Genomic DNA, 23,479 nt, shown 5'->3' on the forward strand with positions numbered 1-23,479 from the left:
TTGCAACGTGGCTGCCATTGTGAATCGGCATGAAGAAGGCCTGCCTTTCGTAAGGCAGTTATCGGCCCAGACTGTGTAAAAACGTTGGCATCGACCTTGCTGTGATTTGATGGATTCAAATCAGCGGGGGATGCCGATGAAGCGTTTTATCCAGGGAGAGCATCGAGGCCAAAGCGCGCTGCTTCCCGAGAGCCTGGATGACTACGTAGCGGACACCAACCCGGTGCGGGTGGTCGATGTGTTCGTCGATGAACTCGACCTTGGCCAACTGGGTTTCGAGGGTGTCGTCCCGGCTGAAACAGGTCGGCCCGCCTACCATCCTGCCGACCTGCTGAAGATCTACATCTACGGTTACCTCAACCGCATCCAGTCCAGTCGACGTCTCGAACGCGAGGCTCAGCGCAACGTTGAGTTGATGTGGCTGACCGGACGTTTGATGCCGGACTTCAAGACCATCGCCAACTTCCGCAAGGATAACGGCAAGGCAATCCGCGGCGTCTGTCGGCAGTTCGTGGTGCTGTGCCAGCAGCTTGGCCTGTTCTCTGAAGCGCTGGTGGCCATCGATGGCAGCAAGTTTAAGGCGGTCAACAATCGCGACCGCAACTTCACCAGCGCCAAGCTTCAGCGGCGAATGGAGGAGATCGAGTCCAGCATCAATCGCTACCTGACCGCACTGGATACTGCTGATCGTCAGGAACCAGCCGTGGCGAAGGTCAAAGCCGAACGCCTCCACGACAAGATCGCAACCTTGAAAACTAAGCTGCAGGAGCTCAAGGGAATCGAGGTACAGCTCAACGAAACACCGGATAAACAGATCTCTCTGACCGATCCCGATGCCCGCTCAATGAAGACGCGGGGCAGCGGAATGGTCGGCTACAACGTGCAGGCGGCGGTCGACGCGAAGCACCACCTGATCGTGACGCACGAGGTCACGAACGACGGAGTCGATCGAGACCAACTGAGCTCCATGGCCAAGCAGGCGCGAGAGGCCATGGATGTCGAGAAGCTCTCGGCGGTCGCAGACAGAGGGTATTTCAAAGGCGAAGAAATCCTGGCGTGCCATGAGGCTGGAATCACCGTTTTCGTGCCCAAGACGCTGACCTCGGGTGCGACAGCGGCTGGCCGCTTCGGCAAAGGTGATTTCATCTATGACGCAGCCAAGAACGAGTACCGCTGCCCTGCTGGGCAAAGCCTGATCTGGCGTTTTGCAAGAGTCGAGAAAGGGCTGAAGCTGCACCGCTACTGGAGTTCGCACTGCCAAGGTTGCGCGTTGAAAGAGCACTGTACGCCGAGCCCACAGCGCCGGGTGAGCCGCTGGGAGCATGAGGCCGTGCTCGAGGCGATGCAGAGTCGCCTGGATCAAGCGCCCGAGATGATGCGGATCCGTCGCCAAACGGTCGAGCACCCGTTCGGCACGCTGAAATCCTGGATGGGTGCCACCCATTTCCTCACCAGAACGCTCGACCGGGTGAGCACCGAGATGAGCCTGCATGTGCTCGCCTACAATCTCAAACGCGTGTTGAACTTGCTGGGCAGCGGTGCCCTGATGGCCGCGATGAAGGCCTGAGGCCTGTTTTACGAGTCCTGCCGTCCTCCAGCAGACGCGTCGAAGCCTAAAGTGCCATAACAACCAGAATCACCGAATGCGCCTGATTGGGCCTCCGGCGGCCTCCTGGACGCTGAGAAAATCCCCCGGCAGCTGATTGCCATCGCTTGCTGCGTTTTTACACGGTCTGGGCCAGAAACGGACATCTGTACTAGTTGTTCGGAGATTTGGCTGTGGTCTCTTGATAGATCGTGAGCTTGGCTGGCGAGTGTGATGCCAACAACAGAAACTTTAGGGCCTGGACTCTGATGCATATCGCAAAACTGACGCTCGTCAATTACCGGAACTTCGCAAGTGCAGATCTGATGTTCACGAAAGGTGTGAACACAATCATCGGAGAAAACGGGTCGGGAAAGACAAATTTGTTTCGAGCAATTCGCCTTTTGCTCGACGACTCGATGTCACGATCAGCATCTCGCTTGGAGGAGGCTGACTTTCACCGTGGTCTCGACAATTGGCGTGGTCATTGGATCATCATTAGCCTTGAATTCGACGAGGTCGGTCCCGATGAGGCGATTCAGGCACTCTTCTTACATGGAGCAGGTGTGATAGCTGGTGCAGCGCCAATCGGCAGGGCCACCTATAATCTGATCTTTCGACCGAAAAAGGACGTCCGACTCAAGTTGGCCAAACTTGCAAATGGGGACATAGCTGGGTTGGCTAGAGTCAGGGAGTCCATTGAAATTACTGACTATGAAACGGTCATCACCGGCAGAAGCACGGCCGACTTTGGGAGTCCCGCGACTTACTCCGAGATTGTGGGCGACTTTGAGAACTGCATAATTAGCTACGAGACTGACGATCCACGTATAGGCGCTCGCGTGTCTCCGCTTCTTTCGGTCGCAAGCGAGGTCTCGTTTACTTACATTAAAGCGTTACGGGACGTCGTGGCAGAGTTCCATAACAATCGAACTAACCCTCTGCTCACGCTGCTAAAAAGCAAGAGCGGCTCGATCTCCGCGCCTGACATGGATCCGATCGTCGCCAGAGTCCGCGAGCTCAACGAATCAATCGTGGCACTAAACGATGTGCAGGTCGTCCGATCTGATATTCGAAGCACAATTAAGGCGGCTGCGGGCGAGACCTATTCGCCAAGCTCGTTGTCAATCCGCTCGGATCTACCAGAAGAGGCTGACAAGCTTTTCCAGTCGTTGAAGCTTTTCGTGGGTGAGTCGGACGAAAATTATGAGGGTGCCATTCATGAGCTTAGTCTTGGAGGGGCCAACCTGATCTTCCTGACGTTGAAACTGCTTGAATTTCAGTATCAACGAGCACGTCAGTCGATTGCCAATTTTCTGCTCATCGAGGAGCCAGAGGCACACATCCACACCCATATCCAGAAAACCTTGTTCGATCGCATCTCTTACGCCGACACGCAGATCATCTACTCCACGCACTCGACCCAGATTTCCGAAGTCAGCAAGGTCTCCAGCGTCAATGTGCTGGGACGACGGGGTGCAGCGTGCGAAGCATATCAACCCACAACGGGTCTCGATCCAACGGCAATTGATACGGTGCAGCGGTACCTAGATGCAGTTCGAAGCAACCTATTGTTCGCCAAGAGTGTGATCCTAGTTGAGGGCGACGCGGAAGAAATTCTGATACCGCTGATGTTTAAGCAGGTGACGGGGCTCAGTCTTGACGAGATAGGCGTCAGCCTCATCAACATCCGTAGTACCGGTTTCCAGAATGTGGCAACGCTCTTTCACCAATCTCGAATCCGCAAGCGCTGTGCCATTATCACTGATCGTGACGCAGCCATTATCGATACAGCCCACATGCCGGGCGATTCTGAGGCGGAAGTTCGCTACAAAAGGAAGTGTCATGGATCGGACGTGAAGGGACTTGCACGCAAGCTTGCTCTCGATCTCTTTGTCCGGGGCAACCCTTGGCTGTCCTCCCATTATGCAGATCATACGTTCGAGGTTGATTTCATCGCAGCTGGAAATGCAGCGAAAGTTAGAGCGCTGGTGCCGATCATCTATGTTGATCCACAAACGCTCGTGGCGGCCGACGTTGAGCTGGCATCTGGGGACAAGGCCCAGTTCGGACGGCGCGTTCTGACGATGGCGGCTAACCAGGGGAAAGGTTGGTTTGCTATCCAGCTGGGCAGATACTTGGATTCTAACACTGTTATCCCGCTATATATTCGAGACGCAATTTTCTTCGCCCAGCCGACCCTGTCAACGGAGCTGTTCTCGAACATCTATCGCTACAGAGTTAGCAAGGCCATACAAAGTGGTGTCCTAGCCGCGCCAGACGCCGAAGCATTGCATGAGTTGATCGAGCAGTACCGTTCCGGCGCTCTACCTCTCGCTGACCTCAAAGCTACACTGCTGGCAATGCTGCCGAACGATCAGATCCATCGACTGCTGGCGAATGTCGCTTGAGGGGGCTTTGATGTTCGCTTGGTCCCGACATGAGCTCAACCCTGAACAAGAGGCTGCGGTACTTTTCGCGGGCAGTCAGCTCCTAATCGCCTGTCCGGGCAGCGGTAAGACACGAACGTTGACGTATAAGATCGCTTATGAACTCTCACGGCTGACGTCCGCCCGCCAGTTTGTCATCGCAATCACCTACACCAACCGTGCTGCCGATGAGATACGCGAGCGAATCGAGAATTTGGGAGTCAACACCGAGCGATTGTGGATCGGCACTATCCATGCTTTTTGCCTTGAATGGATTTTGAAGCCCTACGGTCTTTACCATCCCGATCTGGCTCACGGGTTTCGAATCATCGATTTGCACGAGCGCGAAAAGCTGCTGGAGCAGCTGTGCGATCCATACCGAGCTCAATACGTCACTTTTTGGGATTGTGATTACTACTTTACCCCTCGCGAGCGTGTGCTGGGATGTAGTGATACGCGCAAACATGCGTTCATCGGAAATGTACTGGACGAGTTCTTTGCGACGCTAAAAGATAAGCGTCAGATTGACTTTGAGCTGATCCTCTTCTATGCGCAAAGGCTCGTGGCTGCGCATCCTGCGATCAGTAGAAATCTTTCCAATCTTTTCTCATTTGTCTTGGTTGACGAGTATCAAGACACCAAAGAGATTCAATATGCGATTCTAGGAAAGATAATGTCAGCTGGCGGTGGTACCACCAAGTTGTTGATGGTGGGAGACCCCAACCAGTCGATTTTTGGTTCGCTGGGTGGTTTCCCTATCGATCTCAACGGCCTGCGAGCCATAACGGGGTTAGAGATCGAGTCGAGAACGTTGTCACGAAACTATCGCTCTTCCCAGAGACTCATCGACTACTTCGAGAACTTCAATCTGTATGGGATGCAGATCCAGGCTTCGGGTCCAGACCGAGACTTTGCCAGCCTGATCACCTACGACGCAACCATCCATAAGGACGATCTCGCCGACGAAATCGCGCACTTGATTCAGCACAACATCGAGGTGCTGGGTGTGCCGCCCAATGAGATCTGCGTCATCGCCCCTCAGTGGCCTTATCTGACAGCCATGACGCGCGCGCTTGTCGTGCGGTTGCCGGAGTATAGGTTTGACGGTCCGGGCATTGTCCCATTCGCTCGAGACACGGAGAACTTTTGGTATAAAGTGGCGCGGCTCGCATTGACCGAGCCCTCCCCTGGCGGCTACCTGCGTCGCTTGCGATGGGCAGGCGACGTGATCGAGGATCTGAGCAGCGCAGGCGTCGACGTTTCCGCTTTCAACCGAAAGCAGTTTCTCGCTGAATGCAACGCGGTCGTGATCGATGAGACGAACGGCCTTCGTTATCTGCGCAGGTTCTTCGATACCCTGTTCCATCGTCTTCAAGTGCCCTACATTGATTTTGCGAGTCTGTTAGAACACCACGAGGCGTTCTTCGCGAGCTCCGAGGCGCGATTACAAAGACTGCAAACTGATGGAGTCGCCGCTGCGAGCGATGTCTCCTTTTTCAAAAAGGCGTTCCAGGCGCGATCCGGGATTTTGGTATCCACCATTCACGGCGTCAAAGGAGCTGAGTTCGATGTCGTCATCGCTCACACTCTGCTCCAGGGGATGGTGCCGCATTTCAATGACGCCGGCGGAGACGACAGTGCAAAGAAGCTCCTTTACGTCATCGGATCCCGCGCACGAAGGCATCTACACATGTTTTCTGAGACAGGTCGCGCAAGAGGTCGGCGAGGCGACACTTGGGAGGCGACTAGGCTATTGAAGGCCTGTGTATTTCCCTATGACTCCCAATAGAGACGCTGCCACGTATCGATACCCGACCTGGCGTTCGGTTGCATGCAATTGGCGCAGACGATTTGAATCAAGGGCCGTTGCCAGCGGCACAAGCAATAGCGCATGGTAGTAGACCGCGCTCGGCGATCATTACTGCCCAGAGCCATCCGCTACGAACGTTATCGAGCCAGGTCTGGGCCAGCCTCACGCTCTGGTTGAATGCTTCTCTGCAGTCGGCAGCCCAGGCTATTTCCATGCCTGGATGGCCGTCGCTACGGAAGGTAGGTGATAACGCTCTTTCTCATCTGGCACCTCCTCGAGCGTCAGAGAGGGCGCGACGATAGAGCACGACCATCTCATCGAGTAGAGCCAGCGCTGAGTGAGCAGCTATGCGCACGCGCAGATCGGCTGGCTGCAAACCGTCAGGTTCAGCTAGTTGATCGAGCAGATTGCCGAGCATCACACCACGCAATTCAGCTGCAGCTTCAGAGGGTAGGGAAGAGCGTTCGGATTCATGCAGCGGGCTTCGCTGCAACGGAAAAGGTACAACGCAGGATTCGAACTCAGCCATGGCGCACCTCCCGATCAGAGGTGGACAGCAGGATCTGAAGACCAAGGCGGAGCTCTTGGGTAAAAAGGGGATAGCGCATTTTCCTTATGCTCCTTCGTGAGATTAAGGAGCCGCAGCCATTCGCTACCACACAAATGGAGGCGGACCGTGCAAGGGTGGTAGACCGACCCACGAAGGAAGGCCGGCCAGGCCGAAGCCTGCCTCACACGGCCCGCCATAAATGCACGAGAAAACTGCAGATCCTGAGAAGGGCCTGCTCTCGTTTATGACGCAACCGCGCCTTCGTGTGAATCGGGCTACCACACCCGGCCGTGGGATTGACCACGACGGGCGCACTCTATCCCGAGGGTTTCAGGATGGCAACCTAGTGTGGCGTAGTGGAATGATGGTTAGCATTCCAGTCACCCAGGCAGGGTGCGATTTCTGGTGCCTTGGTGGTCGTGCATCTATTCGCGGTAATCGCTGGAGGGACGTAAAAAACACCTACCATTATCCTCAGTCTGATTAAATGGTGATCACTATGCGACGGATGCGCGCATCATTTTAGAGTCGGTTCGCGCACGTTGGCGTAGCAAAATGCTATCGTGCGTTGCGTCATACTGATCACCACTGCTCTCTCTATGAGCCAAGATGCATGTCGATACAGAAACTTTCCGACTTAACCCAGCCACAACGCGACCGTCTCGCGTTTGTAGAGTTGCGCATACGATTCATCGGGGAGATTCGCCGACAGGACTTAGTGTCGCGGTTTGGCATCCAGTCTGCTGCCGCGACTCGGGATTTGGCTTTGTACAAAGAGATCGCTCCCGGCAACATCGACTACGACGCCAAAGCAAAGGCTTACGGTCTGGGCACGACTTTCCGGCCGGTCTTTGATTTCCCCCCAGAGCGAGTAATGTCGTGGCTGACTCAAGGTTTCGGCGACGGCGAGCCCATGTATATCAGCGCCTGGGTGATCAGCGAGCGCCCGTTTTGCCTCACCTACCCAGATCTGGATGTACTGGCGGGCGTGACCCGGGCAATTCACCAGGAATGCCCGCTTGGCATTGAGTACCACTCCATCTCCAGTGGCCACACAGAGCGAGAGATTGTCCCGTTCGCCTTGATCGATAACGGCCTCCGCTGGCACGTACGTGCCTTCGACCGTAAATCTCAGGAGTTCCGGGATTTCGTCATAACCCGTATCAAGAACCCTGTCGTGCTCAAGGGACTGTCGGTAGCGCCGCACGAGAGAAACGACCAAGACATTCAATGGACTCGGGTCGTCGAGCTGGAGTTGGTGCCGCACCCGGATCAACCTCGACCAGAGATCACCGAGATGGACTACAGCATGGAGGAGGGCGTCCTGCGGATGAAATTGCGTGCCGCGACAGCCGGATACATTCTGCGTAGATGGAGCGTGGACTGCTCTCCTGACCATAGCCTGCGTGGGCATGAGTATCGGCTCTGGCTAAAAGATCCTCTGGCGCTTTATGGCGTTGCAAATGCAACGCTTGCCCCTGGTTATCGAGCCCCGACACCTCACCCCTCCGGCGGAGGGGCTGCATGAGCGACTTTGATCTATTGGACGTCGTTCGGCGAGGTATGAAAACCGGTCCCGTCACACTGGACCAGTTGTGGGTGGACCATGGCACGCAATGGCATCAGCTGGGATGGAGTCGTGCGCAGTTGAGCCTATGGCTGGCTTGTACGCCGTCCTTGCAACGCTGTGAATTGTCCGGTGGTGAACTCGCGTGGTCTCTCAAAGCTGGGCAAGGCCACGCAGCGCCCAGCCTGGCCGACGAAATGGTGGCGCTACTGCACAAGACGGGTCGCCCCATGCCCTTGGCCCAGCTCATCAGCAAATTGCCGACAGGTTTGGTGGTCACCGAGCCGATGCTGCGCAGTGCAGCTCAACAAGATGCTCGACTCGAATTAAAAGGCCCGCTACTCAAGCTGGCTTAACGGATACACAGGATAAAAGAACCCATGGCAACCGAACAAACACTGGATCAACGCTACCAAGCCATCCGCGCCAAATACAGTGATTACACCGAGCACACCCCGCTGAATAGCGATCACGAATTCGCCAAAGCCGGGCTGGTCTGGGGGGTGGATCAAGGTAATCAGACTCCCTCAGTGTTGTTGATCGCCCTGGAACCGGGGCACTGGGACTATTCCCGCGAAGACAAACTGGATCAACTTGCTTACGAACTGTTGGCCAGTGTCAGTGGTGACTGGCCAGTGTTTGCCCATCTGCAAGACGACAAAAACACCCGCTGCTACAGCCTGTTTGGCGTCGATGGCAGTGATGGCACCCACTCGGTGGACGAGGTGCCTTCCATCGAGCTAATTCGCAATTATGAAAAGCTGGAAAAAGACCCGACCTTCCGCTGGTCGATGCGTATCTACACCCGTCTTATGCACCGTTTTGACGCCTTCCATGAGCAGGTTTTCCAGACCGTCAAGGATCGCGTCAACGACAAGAACGACATCATTGAGGAAGTGGCCAAGCTGCTATTCCTTGAAACCTTCCGCGTCCATCACGGCGATGAACTCAGCTTTACCGACCACGAAGGCAAGACCCAGCGCTTTCGCGAGGTGTTTGACCATCGCTATGTGGCCAAGCACGGTGCCAAGGCAGTCGAGCAAATCAAGGCAGCTTTTGAAGCCTTTAAAGCACACGAAGACTACGTGGTGGTCAGCGATGACGGTACTCGCAACGCCATCTTCCCCAGCGACTCCCACCTACGTCTGACGCAGCCGGAAAACTACCGTACCTTGCTGGAAGCTATGCAAGACCTTGGGCCGGTAACGGACAACCAGGGGCGTATCATCGCTGGAAAAGAAGTAGGCACCTTGGCCGATGTGGCGGGCGATCTGCTGGGCCGGGTATTCGATGTGTTCCTGCGTGCAAACTTTGAATCCAAAGGCGGCCTGGGGGTGTACCTCACACCCAACCCGGTCAAGCAGGCTATGTTGGAAATCGCTATGCACGATATCCAGCAAGACAACGCCGCCATGGAGCGCCTCACCGCTGGTGCCTTTCGCTTTTGCGACCCCACCTGCGGTTCGTTCGGCTTTGGCTCCGTGGCGCTCAGCCACATCGAGAGCGTGGTCGATCACCTGGGCGGTATGAGCGACGCGCAGAAAAAGGCGCTCAAGCAAACCCTGCGCGACACCGCCTTCACCGGTGCCGATGCGGCTCCACGCATGGTGATGCTGGCCCGCGTCAACATGGCTCTGCAAGGGGCACCCAAGGCCAAGATTTTCTACACCGACAACTCGCTCACCACCAAGGCATTCAAACCCAACAGCTTCGACCTGATCTGCACCAACCCGCCTTTTGGCACACCCAAGTTCACCAGCGACAAAAAGGGTAAAGAATCCAAAGAGCGCTACGAAGCTCAGATGGAGCAAGTGTTGGGAGGTTTCCGCCCCACGGAAAAAGTGGTCGATGAGTATGTGGCCTACTACGACCACCTCAGGATGAAGTGGGAAGACACGGGCGATCTCTATCTGGATGACGATGGCGAACCCAAGTGGCCAGGCTACCGCACCGACTTGCGGAATATGTCCTCCGGTAAAAAGGCGGTCTACAACCTGTTCCCCACCACCAGTGGCCTGGCGCTGGGCAGCAAGCCCGATGGCAAAGGCAACTGGAAACCGGTGGGGGCCACCATCGACCCGGCAGTGCTGTTTATCGACCGCTGTCTTCAACTGCTGCGCCCCGGTGGCCGCCTATTGATTGTGTTGCCCGATGGTGTGCTGTGTAACTCCGGCGACCGCTATGTGCGCGAATACATCATGGGCAAGAAGGATGAAATAACCGGCCAGTTTGTGGGTGGCAAGGCCATTGTCAAGGCGGTGCTCTCGCTCCCGGCGGACACCTTCAAGCTCTCGGGCACGGGTGCCAAGACCTCGGTACTCTACCTGCAAAAACGCGCCGCCAGCAAAGAACGCCCGGAGCAGTTCCTGCCTGAGCCGCAAGGCGATGTGTTCATGGCCGTGGCAGAAACGCTGGGCTATGTGGTGAAAAACAATATAGAGGACTACTCAGCCGGCGTGCCGAATGATCTCGATAAGATTGTTGGCGCTTATAAGCGGGGTGAGTGATGAATAATTACTCACGGGTTGGAATTAAAGAATTGACCGAAGCGCGGCTGGACGCAAATTACTACGCGCCACGATTCCTGGAAAATGAAAAAATCTTAGCTCAGTGCGGCTTATCCAGGAAAAGAATAATTGAAGTTTCAGGCTTGTGTAATTGCGGCGCCACTCCAGTTGATGTTACTTACTCAAATGAAGGGTTAGGCTTAGTTAGAACGTCTGATGTTCGCCCAGACTATTTCAGAGCAGAGAGGGTCCTTAGAACAAAGGATCTAGACTTGTCTGATCTTAGGGAGTCCGTAATTGCCAGGCCTGGTGATCTGCTTTATACGATGAGCGGAACCATCGGTTACGCTTGTGTTATTCCAGATGATGAGATGCCAGTTAGCTTCAGTAATACAATAGCTCGGGTTCGGATTCCGAAGCAATCTCCGTATGATGCTCATTATATTGCAGTGTTTTTTAATTGCCACTATGGCTATGAGCAATCTCTTCGTCTTGTAAGCGGAGGAATGCAAGGGCATGTGATGCCCAACCCATTTAAGGAATTACTTGTCGCCCTTCCGAACTCAGTTGCACAAAAATACATCGGCGACAAAGTCCGCCAAGCTGAGCGTCTGCGGGCTTGGGCGAAATTGGCTGAGACTCACGTCAACCAATACCACCAGAAGCTTGTCCCGCAGCAAACGGGTCTGGATTTCGCCAAGAGAGTGCGAGTTGTCTCACCGGCACGCATGAGTGAGCGCTTGGATGCTCATTTTTACCCAGGCGTCGTTGATGAATATTTGCGTTTGCATCAAGGCAAGTTCAAACAGCTCGGAAAGCTGTGTGCAACCATTTACAACGGTCAAACGCAGCCTGAGACGGCCGGGTCAGCTTCATGCAAACAAATCACGGTGACGAACCTTTCTTCTTCGTTCTTGGGGGGAACTCCAAGAGATGTCGAGGCGCCCGTAAAAAAGGAAAAGTTCCTCAAAGCCTATGACATCCTGATGTGCAACGCTGCGCATAACAAGAGTTACATCGGTAAAGACTTAACCTTTGTTCATTCCGAAGCGGCGATTTTGCCCTCCACGGAGGTGATGGCAATCCGCGTCGATCGAAATCAGGTTCCTTCCTCTTACGTTCGGGCTTATTTGCTGACCAAGCTGGGCTATGTGCAGATTCAATCGACCATTCGTGGCATTACAGCGCATTCTTACCCAGATGACATGGCGCTACTGGATATCTATGCCCCAGAAGTTGCTGATAAAGACAAAGAAGAGTGGTTTGCCTGCGACGAGAAGCTCGCGCTAGCGGGCAAAGCTTGTGAAGTCGCAACGCAGCTAACCAATGCCGCAAAACTCCTCGTCGAGGCCCTGATCGAAGGCCAACTCACCGAAGCTGAATTGCTCACTGCCGAAAAGGCACTGCAAGCGGGCAACGACCGACTGGATCGCGTTATTCTGAGCCGATTGAATACTGATGGTATCGATGGCCAAGGTCCGGCGCTATTTGGCGATCTGGACGAGCTTTACCAGTTGCTCTCACTTGCTGAGGGGGAGTGATGACTAGCCCCCATGCTATTTTGGTTGCCTTGATCCCGCACTTGCGCGCCTTGCTCACAACGGGCTTTATGCCTGACATTGCAAATGAGTGCGACGGCTCGGCGCTGTTACGCAACCTGGCTCACCCGGTAGAGCCAGATGGGACCGGCGACCAAGGTAATGGTAAGGGGGCGCAGGATCATCTGGGCGCTGGTACAGGTTGGATTATCAGCCAGCGCCTACTCGCCGTACGCCCGGCCTTGGCGTCTGACGCCGAGTTGCTCTGTTCCCTCCTGGCACAGCACTCTGAGGTGCGCCTTGCATGGCTGGCGATTGCCGCTGCGCGCTGTAAAGAGGCGGGGGAGATGGCTGCTCAAACGGCGGCTCAGGGAAACAACAGTGCACCGCTGGTGGAGTTGGTATCTGGCTTGGGGCCAGCCGCTGCTTGGGTGGAATCGGCCTTGGAAAGCGCGCGACTCACTGCCAGCCCCTACGCTGCGCTTGAGCGGGATTTGCTGGGCGTCAGCTTTGAGCAGGCGGCGGCAACGCCTGCACTGGTGCGTATTCTCGCTGTCGCCGCCCAGTTGGCCGCGTTTGCCGATGCGCTCCCTCCCTTACCCAAAGTGGACGCCAGCGGCATCCATGCGCAGCAGAATTGGGTACTGGGACGACTATTGGCATTGCCCGTTGTACTGGACCTTGCCGATCAAAAGCCAGCCATCGATGCGCACGTGATCTTGCAGGGTGGCTTGGTGCCTGCAATACCAGAAGGCCAAACCACCATGAACTGGGTGTTGGCCCAGCCCTGGACGCTGCTGCTAGCCATGCTGGTGTTTGCGCAGGATGCCTGGCGCGCAGAAAACCGCGGCGGTTTACTACTGGAATTGCCTGCAGGTCAGAACGCTTTTGCGCCAGCTGAAATTGCCGTCACAGTGATTGGCACTGAGGGCGACGAGGTGCGCTGTGGCACGCTGGCCGACCTGCTGTTGGGCATGCTGGCAAGGCTAGGTGTGGCCTGCTTTCCGCAGCAGCCCATCGCGGCAGAATTGAATGCGCAACTGTCACCGTTGGTGGGCTTGTTGCTCAAGCACGCGGTCTGGCGTTATCAGGACGGGGCCAGTAGCCAACTAGGCCAGTTCCAGATTCATCCGCAGTTTTCTGATCAGTGTTACAGCCTGCCCGCGAGCCGGGTGTTTAACCGCACCGGCAAGTTGTTGTGGCAGGCCGCACGCTTGGCTGCCGAGGCACTGTATCAGGACTACAAGAAAGTCTATCAACACCGTTCCGTCCGCGAACCGGAGGCGGCGTATGTGGTTCAGGGGGAACCTACTGCATGAATAAAAACGATCAGCTTTCCGCCGCCGATATTATCGACCTGGCCCGTCTCCATAGCTGGGCGGCCACCGGTGTTTCCGATTATCCGCCGCGTGATCCCTTGGTTGGCCAGAGTCGTTTCTTCAAACGCTATCGCACCTTTATCCACACGGTGGATCAGGAGGCGGACAACTTTGCCCATGTGTTTGCGGTGGAGGCGGAATGGGGGCGTGGTAAATCGCGCCTTGGCCATGAGCTGATCGCCCAGATCAACGATTGTTCCAAAGGCTGGTTTGTACGCGAAGACGGTGCGCGGCTCGAAGATAAAAAGCTGTTTGATCAGGCTACGCAAGATAAGTACCTGGCGCTGTACATCCGATACTCCCAAGTCGCCTCCGACTACCAGAACTCGGACAACTGGTTTGGTTTTGGGCTTTACAGGGCGCTGCTGCCGCTGGCGACCGGCAAGTTTGATGGTTCGATTCAAAGCAAAATTGCCGAGCAGGCACTGCATCGTTTAAATCCAGCGGGCTTCGACCCTCAACAGCTGGCGCAATGCCTTGAGCTAGATCAGGCTCACTCTGAAGAGTCACTCTACGAAGAAGAAGGCTTGGTCGTGCGCCTGGTGCAGGCCGCCTATAGCTATCTGGAAAAATTTGGCATCGGCTATGTGCTGGTAGTGCTGGACGAGCTGGAAACCGTGGCCGAGGCGGCCACCTTTGGATTGGAGCAAGACGACGCCAAGCGCCTCGATGGCCAAGCCATCCGCCTGATAGGCAAAGCCATCAAGGAGGAGGACCCGCGACGCAAGCTGCCATGGCTGCGTTATGTGGCTTTGTGCTCGCCCTTGCTGGGTCAGCAGTTGCGCGAGATTCAATCCGTCGCTCGCCGTTTTGAGCTGGTGGAGCTGGAGCACAATGCCTTTGCCGATGTGTCTGACTATGTGGCCCAGCTCAAAGTCGAGCGCAAGTTGGCATACGACTACCCTACTGGGCTGGTTGAAGCCGCCTATGCCATGAGCGGAGCCAACTTTGGTTGGTTCAACGTGATCATGGCCAATGTGGATGCGGTGCTGGCTCAGTACGCGGCAGTGGGTAAGCAAGTCACCGATATGGGCGTGCTGTTCGATGCGGTGGTAGAGAGCTCTGGCCGTGTCGCTGAGCATGTGCTGGACAAGCACGCCATCGAGGGCATCAAGACTGGTGATCACGATCTGCGCGCCATCGCGCAGTCGTTGCTGTACGGCCAACTGCCTGTAGCCCTGGATGCCGCACCAGCGCGCTGCAAAGAACTGTTGCAGCTGGCCAATGAGGATGGCGAACCGGTCGCCAGCCTGTATCGCAAGATGCCATTTGATGCGCTCCAATGCCGCCAGGCGCTGGAAGAGGCCAAGTTCAAACGTGACAAGGATGAATGGCTTTACCCAGCGGTGGAGCAGGCACTCAGCCTCACGGCTTTGCTGCAAAACCTGCGTACCTTTGCCATCAATGAGGCTGACAAAGATGTGCTGCTGATGCCGCTGTCGCGCGGGGAGTTCAAGCATCTATTGAGTTTGCTCTACGACCACCCTGCGGTGGAGTTTGCTGCCGACGCTCTGTGGCAAAAGCTGATTGGTGGTGACCAGTTCATTCCGAATGAAGAGGCCACGCATATTGGCCCTAGCGTGGCCATGTTGCTGCGATTGGACTTGCGCTACCGCAACCAGCAACACAACTCGATGATCTTCCGCGACCCGGCGGATGCGGCTGTGCACGAAGCCGCGATGAAGACCTTCTTGCAGGCCAGCGGCCACAACCCGGGCCTGCGCTGGACGGCACGCCTGATGGGGTTGATGCGTTTGCTGGACAAGAATTGGCAGTACGCACAGACGGGTCTCTCCAACAAAGAGAATCTGCACATTCAAACCAGCCCACGTGGGCAAGGCGCAGGCCAGCGTGGTGGCTTGTTGTATTGCGAGGGGTTGAAGCTGCACCCGGACAATCTGGCGTGGTTTGCCTGGGTGAACAACCGTGAGGAGCTGGAGCGCCTGCATCAATTGGCAGCAACGCGCCATACTGATGAAGGACGCTTCCCGGTGATGGCATTCACGGCATCGACTCACTTGATGGAGCAGTACAACCGGGGCGATGTCAGTGAAAAGCTCAAAGACAATCTGCTGCTCTATTACCTGAACCCCAGCGAAGTGGACCAGCTGGAACGCATCGGCCTCTCGGTCGAGCAATGCAAGGGCTTGGTGCTGGATGAGGCACGACTGACCAGCAAGTTCAAGAACAAGCTCAACGCTCTGCGTGACTTTGCCTATCAAGCGATCCATCAATGGCGTGCCCGCTTGAATGAGCGCGGCTTAATTGCTTGGCCGCTCAAGCCTACCGGCAAGATCAACACGCAGGACCGCGATCTGCTGCTGCAGGCCTGGACCTTGTTTATGTTCAAGGAGCCAACCCTTTCTGGTCTGAATGACCTGGAAACCAAGCACGGTATTGATGCTGAAGATGTGGCATCGCTGATGCAACGCCTGGCCTTGCCAAGCAAGCTGCTCAGCCTGGGTTTTACGAAGGATGAGCATGCAGGCTTGTTTAGCGATTTGGCCAACCCGCAGCAGGCGCAAGCCAAGGTCCCCTTCTTCTTGGCGCATATAGCAAACCCGGCCAGCACACAGGAATGGACACTTGAGAAGGCCAAGCGCGACTGGTACTGGGGCTACTTGCAACATGCCAACGTGACCGCCAAGAATGTGTTCGATGATTGGATGTGGTGGTGCGGGGAGTTGCATTTGTTGCAGCTGCTAGATGCCACGGCCGCAGCAGCCAAATGGCAAAGTCTGCCACGGGCCAAGCTGGATAACGCCATCAACGAGGCGCAGAACTGGTTTAACGGCAACGGTGCCGACGGCTACAAGGCTGTGGTTGCCAAGTTGGAACGTGTTTTCGGCTATGACCGCATCCCTGGGCTCTTCGCACCCTTGGGTAAGTCACCCACCGGCACTGAAACGGTGGAGGCGCATGAATTGCTCAAAGCGGCCCGCTCCGCCTTTGACGCGCTGAAGGTCGGCGAAGAAGCGCTCGCCTTGCAAGGTGCCGATGCTTTGTCTGCTATTGCTGACGAGATACCCACTCTGCTCGCCGGACGCTTTGAGGTGCTGCAGCGCGTTGCGGGTGTCAAGCCGGAGCACGTGCCTGAAATTACCTTGGGCAATATCAATACCCTGCGCCTCGACGATAAGAGCCAATCGCTCTATCAGCGCATCGAACAGGCCCGGCTGTTTGCAGATTACGTGGAGAAGGCGGCAGCTCAAATCAAGCAAGGCATCGATCATCTGATCACCAACATCGAAGCTGATGCAAAGAATCTGGCTTTGTTCCCGCGTAGCTTGTTCACCCTGTCGCTACAGACGGTGACCAACATTCTTGATGGGGCTTTGCAGCAACACAACGCCAGCGGCACTGCGGCGGCAGAGGGTACTGCGAGCTCAGACACCTTGCTGCATTACCTGCGCTCACTTCAACTGGACAAGGCGGCGGATCGCCTGCGCCTGCTCGCCGAGGAAGCGGGCGTCAATATCGACAATGGAACGGCTTTGGGGCTGGCCGATAACCTTGGCTGCATTGCCAGTAGCTATCGAGCGGGCAAGAAAAAATTTGTTGAGATCACCGGGTACCTCGCGGAATTGCAAACACGATGTGCAGAGGCTGCACGCGTTTTGGAGCCCATGCCTGCGGATTACTCGGCGCCAGAACACGCACAAGAGCTAGCAACGCTCGCTCAAAAACTGGTGTTGATTGGCGATGCGTTTGAGGACTTGGCTGACTTGGCCAAGAACGAGCGTGAAAAGTTTCGCGAGCAAGCACGCAAGGGGCAGTTCAGTGCCATCCGCGACATCCCTGACCGTTTGCTCAACCCCATTCACTCTCAGTTGCACAGCGTTGGTGGCGCCATCAGCAAGGTTGAAAACACCATCCTGTCGCATCGCGAAACCTTGGTAAGTCAGACCAATGAGCGCTACCTTCCAGTGCTGATGCCACTGTTCAGTGCTTGCAGCGAAGCTGCGCCAGCGGCAATTAGCCTAAGTAGCGTATCTCTACTCACCTTGCATGACCTGCATGTGACGATAGATGTGCAGCAAACGCAGTGGGAAGCCAAAGCGACTCAGTTGTTAAGCGGGACAGGCCTAGACTTCGCAAGCTGGCAAGATTTGGCGTTGGCGATCGCTGAGGGTAAAAGCCCAGTGCTGTCGCAACCCGCGCAAGAGGCTTTGGTGGCCAAGGGCATCCTGAAAATGAAGCTCTATTTCGGGGGGGATGCGTGAAGCTTTATTTGACTCCGGAATTGCAGACACACCGCAGAGGGCGTTTCTTGGCCAGCTTGCTGGGAATCTCCCAGTCGTCTCAGCTTGGCTTGCCGAAGACCGGTTTTGTGTTGATGACAGGCGAAGCTTTGCAAGCCTCGAGAGAGACTCAGGAGGAATGTGCTGCCTGGGTACGCCAACCCGGTTGTTCACTGCTGCTGCTGCCGCCATACCAGGAAGGGAGTATTTTTCATTTTCTGGACTGGATGGTTGAGTTGGCCCAGTCCAATCCACTAGCCGCCAAACAGGCATCGCTTGCGAGCATGCTAGAGGGCGAGGTGGCGTTCAATCTGTGTGGGATAGATGGCGCTTGTACAGGGGAAATGACGCCGGGGGAGCTGACCGGCCATACACGCTATTGGAAGGCACACTCCAATAGCGGCCTGATCGCTGCCACAACGCTACCGCTTTGGTCCATCAGTTTGTTGGATCAGGCGTCGTTGGTTCATGACTTTCTGGCCAATATTGAGCGGCATTGTGGGTTGCCCTCTCTTAGTGCCGAAGAAATAAAGCCCCAAGAAAATGATGCGATACGCCCGGAGGATGTCACCGTGTTGGTGTGCTGCTACGGATTCAATGTCGCGACAGCCGAGGGCATGCTAAGCAGGTTGAAGACATATGCCGTGCCGCTGTTGAACTTGGCCAGCTTCGATTTGCCGGAAAGCATGGTTCGCCTTAGAAATGCCGGACTGATCAATGAACATGGATTAACTGAGCAGGGATTAGTCTATCTGATGGGGTGTAGATACTGGGCATTTGCCGAAAGCTTGAGAAATGAGGCCTAGCCAATGAAAGCAAAAACTCTTGCGCAAGCATTGGCTATTGATAGTCAGCTGGGATTGCCGGGCAGTGCTGGGCGTTTGCTCAAACAGATTCGTGATATTGAACATGTCGCCCCCATATTTCGGGATGCCGGCTTAGTTAAGGGTGTCAAGCGGCCAGCTGTCGTCAACCTCACGGTTTCGGGCATTGCGAGTCACTCATGCATTCACCGTGCTCTGGGGGGCTTTATCTACGCATCCGCAGCTGTGCGGACAGATCTCACCATTCAGGAAAATAAGGTCGGCACAGCTGGGTCCGATTCAGTATCAGAGTTAGACGACATAGATTTCGAAGCCCAGAGAAAGCGCTTGGACTTGGTGGAGATGAGGCACTGCTACGCCCTTGTCGAGCGACTGTTAAAACAGGGTGGTTCTGCCAACTTGATTTTGATCGACACCCCGTTGTTCATTGACCGGGAAATGGTGCCTCTGAAGCGAAATGCACGGCATTGGGCCGAGTTTGAAAAGACCAGGGATGTAATTGAAAAATTTTGGCAGAAAAACCGGAAAGCTTTATTTCCATGGAATCCGGAAGGTCCTGTGCTCGTTAGCATTCTGGCTGAGCGATTCTCTGCCATTGTCAGTATCGCTCGTCAGGACTTACGAACTGAAGACGGCCGCAAGCACATTTTGATCAACGATGGTTTTGCACCGAAATCGGCCGCCATGCTCGAAGGCCTAGAGACTCGACTGAGCGGCATTGGTGATACGCGTTTTATCAATGGAATATTGGGTAACTTCACCCGGACTATTGCTTTTCGGATGACTGAAAATCGCTCCCGAATGGAACCAGCTAGTGAAGTAAGCCAAGGCGTTATCGGATTTCACTTCCGCAGTGCGCGTGCAAGTCAAATAAAGATGGCTCAATTGGCTGGCGAAGAGTCGGACTGGGATTCCGCCTTGTTAGATACCGTGGCATCTCAACTGATGATTCTGGACATGCAAAGCCAGAAAAAATCCATGCCACTACCGCAGCTACTCAGTCGGCAGCAACTCAATATTCTCGAAAAATTCGCTGCCTACTACCGGCAGGGGCTAAATGAAGCATTGCGGAGTAACGACGTGGAAAGCACGTGGTTATCCGGTCTCGATGAGGGGTTTGAATCATGAAACACAAGGTACTTGGAAAGCTGGTCGGTAACACCGGCGATGCGGCACAGCTGACTATGGTGGTTCAGGATTCCTTTTCCGTTCGTCGTGGAGAGTTTGTCCGCATCATGCATCAGGAGCGCGCGGATGAAAGCGTGGTCCCGGTGCTTGGGCGAGTCACCAGGATTACCCGAACCAATATGCTGTTCAACGCTGGATTTGGTGATGGAGTAACTGAACTTGAGTTGCTCCCCGGTGCCAGTGTCACAGGCGAGAACCTCTACGCAAATGTCGAACTGGTCGGCTATCGCGATCCGGTTTCTCGCCAGATAAAAATTCCACGCCGCCCGCTAGACCCAGGTGCTGCCGTTGAAACGGTGGACTTCCAATTTCTAAGCGACTTCTACGAGTTCAACGAACACACCAGTTTGCACCTGGGTAATCTGGTTGGCTATGAGCGCGGCGATAACACGGTGCCAGTCTTTTTAGACGTAAACAAACTGGTCACTGAGCACATGGCCGTACTGGCGATGACGGGATCGGGAAAGTCCTACACTGTTGGCCGCATCATTGAACGATTGGTAGCGTTGAACAACGGAACCGTAGTTGTTTTTGATCCGCATGGTGAGTATGGAAAGGCCCTGGCGAAGGGACAATTGAATTTCGCGGGAGGTCTAGCGGAGATCGAAGACGGACGCGATCGTGCGGCACTACCTAAAATTCGAGAAACCTTGGAGCGATTGCAGGAAGCTGGAGCAGGCATCCATGTTTACACGCCACAAAATGAATCATTCAAACACAAGTACGCAGGCAAAAACGTCCAGCTTGCGCTGCAGTTCGATCACTTTGAAATGGATGATGTGGCAGAAATTCTGCCTGGGCTGACCGAACCTCAACAGCGGGTGCTTGATGTTGCGTTGCGCTATTGGCGGACAGCCGACAAGGCCGAGCCGCGGGACATCAATCGCCTTCGACATCTTCTCGGAGATGGTATCGAAGAGTTGCGTGAGTGGGATGACCTTTCCGAGGCAGAAGGCAAAGCATTGAATGGACGCAGTGCCGCTGTCACATCGATGAAGCTGTCGCGGGTGCTCAACGAAGCGCAAAGCTTTTACTCTGCTGCCATGTCTGCTCCAACCGACATCTACAAAATGATCGGGCGTCCTTCGAATAAGCAAGGGCGACTCGTTGTGATCGATCTACAAGGACTGAGTGATACGGCCAAACAGGTAATCTGCGCACTGCTTTCCAGTGAAATCTTGCGCGCGGCCTCCAGCAAAACAGATCCTCTACGCCCTTGTTTCCTGGTTTATGAGGAAGGACATAATTTCGCGCCAGCTGGTGGAAATGCCGTCAGCCATCGAATCATCAAGAAAATTGCCGGCGAAGGTCGCAAGTTCGGTGTTGGTTTCGCCATCGTTAGCCAGCGCCCATCGAAACTCGATGCTGACGTGACGTCGCAGTGCAATACCTTGATCACCATGCGTCTGAAGAACCCCGATGACCAGCGATTTATTGCAAAAGCATCTGACATGGTAAGTAAAGCCGACCTGGATGAGTTGCCAAACTTATCAACGGGTGAGGCGTTGGTCTGTGGTCGATCTATTCCGGCATCGCTACTAGTTAAAGTTGGTGGCAAGGCACTAATACACGGTGGTGAGTCGCCTGAAGTGCTGCGCGTTTGGGGGAGTTTTGGTGGCTGACCTTCCAGTGCGCATTTGTTCCGCAATGTCCACTCTGGAATTTGTCGATCGCAGCTATCCCATGTTGTCGAGCTGGGGCGTTCGTGACGAGGATGTATTAGTGCACAGCTTGGGTTGCAGTGCCTGGAATGAGCTTGGATCTGAGCTTGGCTTTATGGCAGTGGCGGAATGCCCGGTACCAATGACGCATGGGGCAGATATTCGGGCCGACTCAACTTGGTTTAGTCGAACGCAACGCACACCTGATGTATTGATTGAGTTTGAACGATTCGATGGTACCGATCGGGGGCAAAAAAAGCTTGACGAGAAGCTTTGTAATTTACTGGAGGCATCGATGAGATGGGGTGATGCCCCCTCGGTGCTAATCCTTTCGGCATGGAACAAGGGAGTTGTCTCCGCGCCAAATAAAGAAGTGTTTGCACAGCGATGTCGGCAAGGTTTCAAATCGTCGGTTGGTGCGCAGGTGCCGCCACTTAGAAATACAGCAGTTCTTTTCAGCCGGTTTATTTTTGAGGTTGAGTGCAGTGGAACGCTGCTTCTCAAACAGATGCGCTGTGAGAGGTTGTTGTGAATATAAAATCCGCACACTTTCTGCCGGGAACTAATAAGCGCTTAGGGGATAGGTATCTCTTGCTTGAATGCCTCGGTGACGGCAGTCATGGTTGGGTATGGCGGGCGGAGAGGCTATCGGACAGTACCATCGTCGCAGTGAAGATTCCTAAAGATCTGACAAAGGATGATCGTCTGCTGGCTGAAGGGAAAGAACTACTGACAATAGATCCACATCCCAATATTGTTCGGATTTGCGATATGGGGAGAATTCCACCGGAGAACGAATGGTTCTTCATCGAAATGGAGTACTTCCCGAGCCAAAGTCTTGCCCAAAAGCTTGAGCAGAGAAATCAGAATTTTGGAAACACGTTTGAGCGTCTGTTTGACATCTACGCGCAGGTGCTCGACGCAGTTGGTTTTTTGGCGACCTTGCCGACACCTATCTCACACGGCGATATCAAGCCGCACAATATTCTTGTGGGCGCGGGAGATTTGGTGAAGTTGACTGACTTCGGTAGCTCCGCTCTGCCAGAAGAAATTTATGTTCGAACTAGAGAGAACGGCGGCACTGTTCTGTACGCTGCGCCAGAATTTTCCGACAGTGTTTCACGTAAGGGGACTTTTGATGACTTGCTGAGAGGCGACATCTACAGTCTCGGTGTCCTCTTGTATCAACTGCTAACGGGACAGCTCCCTCACGACACGCCATCTCAAGTGCGTCGTCATGCGCCATTTAAGCGCCCCAGCGAAATCAACGCCAACATCGTACCCATGGTTGACGCCTTAATCCTTAGGTGCATGGAAAGGGTCCCCTCCGCTCGATATCACGACATTGCTTCGCTTCGCAGTGCTTTTGAGCTGGCGAGGCAGCAACAATTAGACGCGGCCCAGTATTCCATAACGCCATTTGGCGGGCAGGCTTCGGTTGATTGGTCGACATCAGTTGTCGAAGCTCTGGAGACAAAAGACTACCTAAAGGCGGCAAGAGTTGCGGAAGAAGAGTTCGCCCGTACCCACGATTCCGCTGCGTTGCTGCAACAACTTAATGCGCTATATCGGGCAAACAGGCTATTCGAGTTCGAGGAGGTATTTTGCCGAGAATACAAAGGTAATTCGCCGGGGGGAGACCAGCAGTTAATTCGGCTGCTGGGTATTAAGGCGTTTTTGACTTTGCGCAAAACTGGAGTTGCAAAAAATCTTATTCAAGATTCTGAAAATCAGGGTGGCGAGTCGTTAGAGCTTGATTTTTTGCGCGCAACGCTTTTCGGTTTAGAGGCTGATTTTCCAGGTGCCCGCTCAGCACTTGAGGTGATTAATAGGAAGTGTCCAAGCAAACCTCAAGTTCTAATCCGACTGATCCAGGTTTGTGAGCAGATGCGCGACTACTCCGCCGCTGTTGGATATTTAAAGCATGCTTTGCGTGTGGTCAGTAACTCGGCGGAGTTGAATGCTAAGCGGCAACGTTACCAAGAACTAGGGCTATGGTAACGGAATGGCGTTGCGTTGATGCTATATGTGTGGCGAGAGGGTGAAAATGGCGTTGAATCTGGCGAAACGGGACGAGGCGCGACTCTCTTCATCATGACGACCGTTTGATGTCAGGGTACTTAGATTCTCTCAGGGACTTTTGCGGGGAATCGTTGAAAATCGTTGGATAGCGTAGAGCAGTGACTGCAGCGAGCGCTCA

General features: G+C 54.7%; 15 protein-coding genes and 1 pseudogene. 14 read left to right on the top strand and 2 right to left on the bottom strand.

The annotated features are described in order from the left end of the window. Nucleotides 1-136: 136 nt before the first annotated feature. The 3 genes from ACYCFC_RS06310 to ACYCFC_RS06320 all read left to right on the top strand — a co-directional run bounded on the left by ACYCFC_RS06310 (nt 137) and on the right by ACYCFC_RS06320 (nt 5,803). Nucleotides 137-1,567 carry an IS1182 family transposase gene (locus tag ACYCFC_RS06310; protein WP_459653457.1) on the top strand — a complete coding sequence of 477 codons (1,431 nt, stop codon included), beginning with the start codon at nt 137-139 and terminating at the stop codon, nt 1,565-1,567. A 287-nt stretch (nt 1,568-1,854) separates the two neighbouring features. Beyond that, nucleotides 1,855-3,996, top strand: a complete 2,142-nt coding sequence (locus ACYCFC_RS06315) for an ATP-dependent nuclease (protein WP_048329045.1) — start codon at nt 1,855-1,857, stop codon at nt 3,994-3,996. A gap of 10 nt (nt 3,997-4,006) precedes the next feature. Then, the gene (locus ACYCFC_RS06320; protein WP_256518992.1) at nt 4,007-5,803 is read left to right on the top strand and encodes a UvrD-helicase domain-containing protein; all 1,797 of its coding nucleotides are present in this window, start codon (nt 4,007-4,009) and stop codon (nt 5,801-5,803) included. Nucleotides 5,804-5,897: 94 nt separating this feature from the next. Here ACYCFC_RS06320 and ACYCFC_RS06325 read toward each other — a convergent pair. Then, a pseudogene (locus tag ACYCFC_RS06325) lies at nt 5,898-6,087 on the bottom strand (LasR-specific antiactivator QslA); the annotation flags it as partial. Then, complete coding sequence (locus ACYCFC_RS06330) at nt 6,084-6,353, bottom strand: hypothetical protein (RefSeq protein WP_080965143.1); 270 nt, start codon at nt 6,351-6,353, stop codon at nt 6,084-6,086. The gene ACYCFC_RS06330 and the pseudogene ACYCFC_RS06325, both read right to left, overlap by 4 nt. Before the next feature lie 634 nt (nt 6,354-6,987). Here ACYCFC_RS06330 and ACYCFC_RS06335 point away from each other — a divergent pair. From ACYCFC_RS06335 to ACYCFC_RS06385, 11 genes are read left to right on the top strand one after another with little or no spacing between them, the layout of a single operon-like run. Further along, entirely contained in the window at nt 6,988-7,902 is a 915-nt protein-coding gene (locus ACYCFC_RS06335) for a WYL domain-containing protein (protein WP_256518993.1), read from the top strand. Further along, on the top strand, nt 7,899-8,297 hold the full coding sequence (locus tag ACYCFC_RS06340; protein ID WP_048329047.1) for a hypothetical protein: 399 nt from the start codon (nt 7,899-7,901) through the stop codon (nt 8,295-8,297). The genes ACYCFC_RS06335 and ACYCFC_RS06340 overlap by 4 nt, the downstream gene beginning before the upstream one ends. 24 nt (nt 8,298-8,321) lie before the next feature. Continuing rightward, nucleotides 8,322-10,448 (top strand): HsdM family class I SAM-dependent methyltransferase, encoded by a 2,127-nt coding sequence (locus ACYCFC_RS06345; protein WP_048329048.1) that lies wholly within the window; start codon nt 8,322-8,324, stop codon nt 10,446-10,448. Next, the gene (locus ACYCFC_RS06350) at nt 10,448-11,989 is read left to right on the top strand and encodes a restriction endonuclease subunit S domain-containing protein (protein ID WP_312592210.1); all 1,542 of its coding nucleotides are present in this window, start codon (nt 10,448-10,450) and stop codon (nt 11,987-11,989) included. Before ACYCFC_RS06345 ends, ACYCFC_RS06350 begins: the two co-directional genes overlap by 1 nt. Continuing rightward, nucleotides 11,989-13,305: a hypothetical protein gene (locus tag ACYCFC_RS06355; RefSeq protein WP_053069164.1), complete on the top strand. Its 1,317-nt coding sequence runs from the start codon at nt 11,989-11,991 to the stop codon at nt 13,303-13,305. Before ACYCFC_RS06350 ends, ACYCFC_RS06355 begins: the two co-directional genes overlap by 1 nt. After that, nucleotides 13,302-17,588 carry a hypothetical protein gene (locus ACYCFC_RS06360; RefSeq protein ID WP_312592211.1) on the top strand — a complete coding sequence of 1,429 codons (4,287 nt, stop codon included), beginning with the start codon at nt 13,302-13,304 and terminating at the stop codon, nt 17,586-17,588. The genes ACYCFC_RS06355 and ACYCFC_RS06360 overlap by 4 nt, the downstream gene beginning before the upstream one ends. Continuing rightward, nucleotides 17,585-18,412 (top strand): hypothetical protein, encoded by an 828-nt coding sequence (locus tag ACYCFC_RS06365; protein ID WP_459653458.1) that lies wholly within the window; start codon nt 17,585-17,587, stop codon nt 18,410-18,412. Before ACYCFC_RS06360 ends, ACYCFC_RS06365 begins: the two co-directional genes overlap by 4 nt. Before the next feature lie 3 nt (nt 18,413-18,415). After that, a complete protein-coding gene (locus tag ACYCFC_RS06370; RefSeq protein WP_256518999.1) occupies nt 18,416-19,558 on the top strand; it encodes a hypothetical protein in 1,143 nt (380 codons plus the stop codon). Continuing rightward, nucleotides 19,555-21,240: an ATP-binding protein gene (locus tag ACYCFC_RS06375; protein ID WP_256519000.1), complete on the top strand. Its 1,686-nt coding sequence runs from the start codon at nt 19,555-19,557 to the stop codon at nt 21,238-21,240. Before ACYCFC_RS06370 ends, ACYCFC_RS06375 begins: the two co-directional genes overlap by 4 nt. Next, nucleotides 21,233-21,811, top strand: a complete 579-nt coding sequence (locus ACYCFC_RS06380) for a hypothetical protein (protein ID WP_256519001.1) — start codon at nt 21,233-21,235, stop codon at nt 21,809-21,811. The genes ACYCFC_RS06375 and ACYCFC_RS06380 overlap by 8 nt, the downstream gene beginning before the upstream one ends. After that, nucleotides 21,808-23,280 (top strand): protein kinase domain-containing protein, encoded by a 1,473-nt coding sequence (locus tag ACYCFC_RS06385; RefSeq protein ID WP_459653459.1) that lies wholly within the window; start codon nt 21,808-21,810, stop codon nt 23,278-23,280. The genes ACYCFC_RS06380 and ACYCFC_RS06385 overlap by 4 nt, the downstream gene beginning before the upstream one ends. Nucleotides 23,281-23,479 lie beyond the last annotated feature (199 nt).

The organism is Stutzerimonas sp. NM35, from assembly GCF_054604355.1.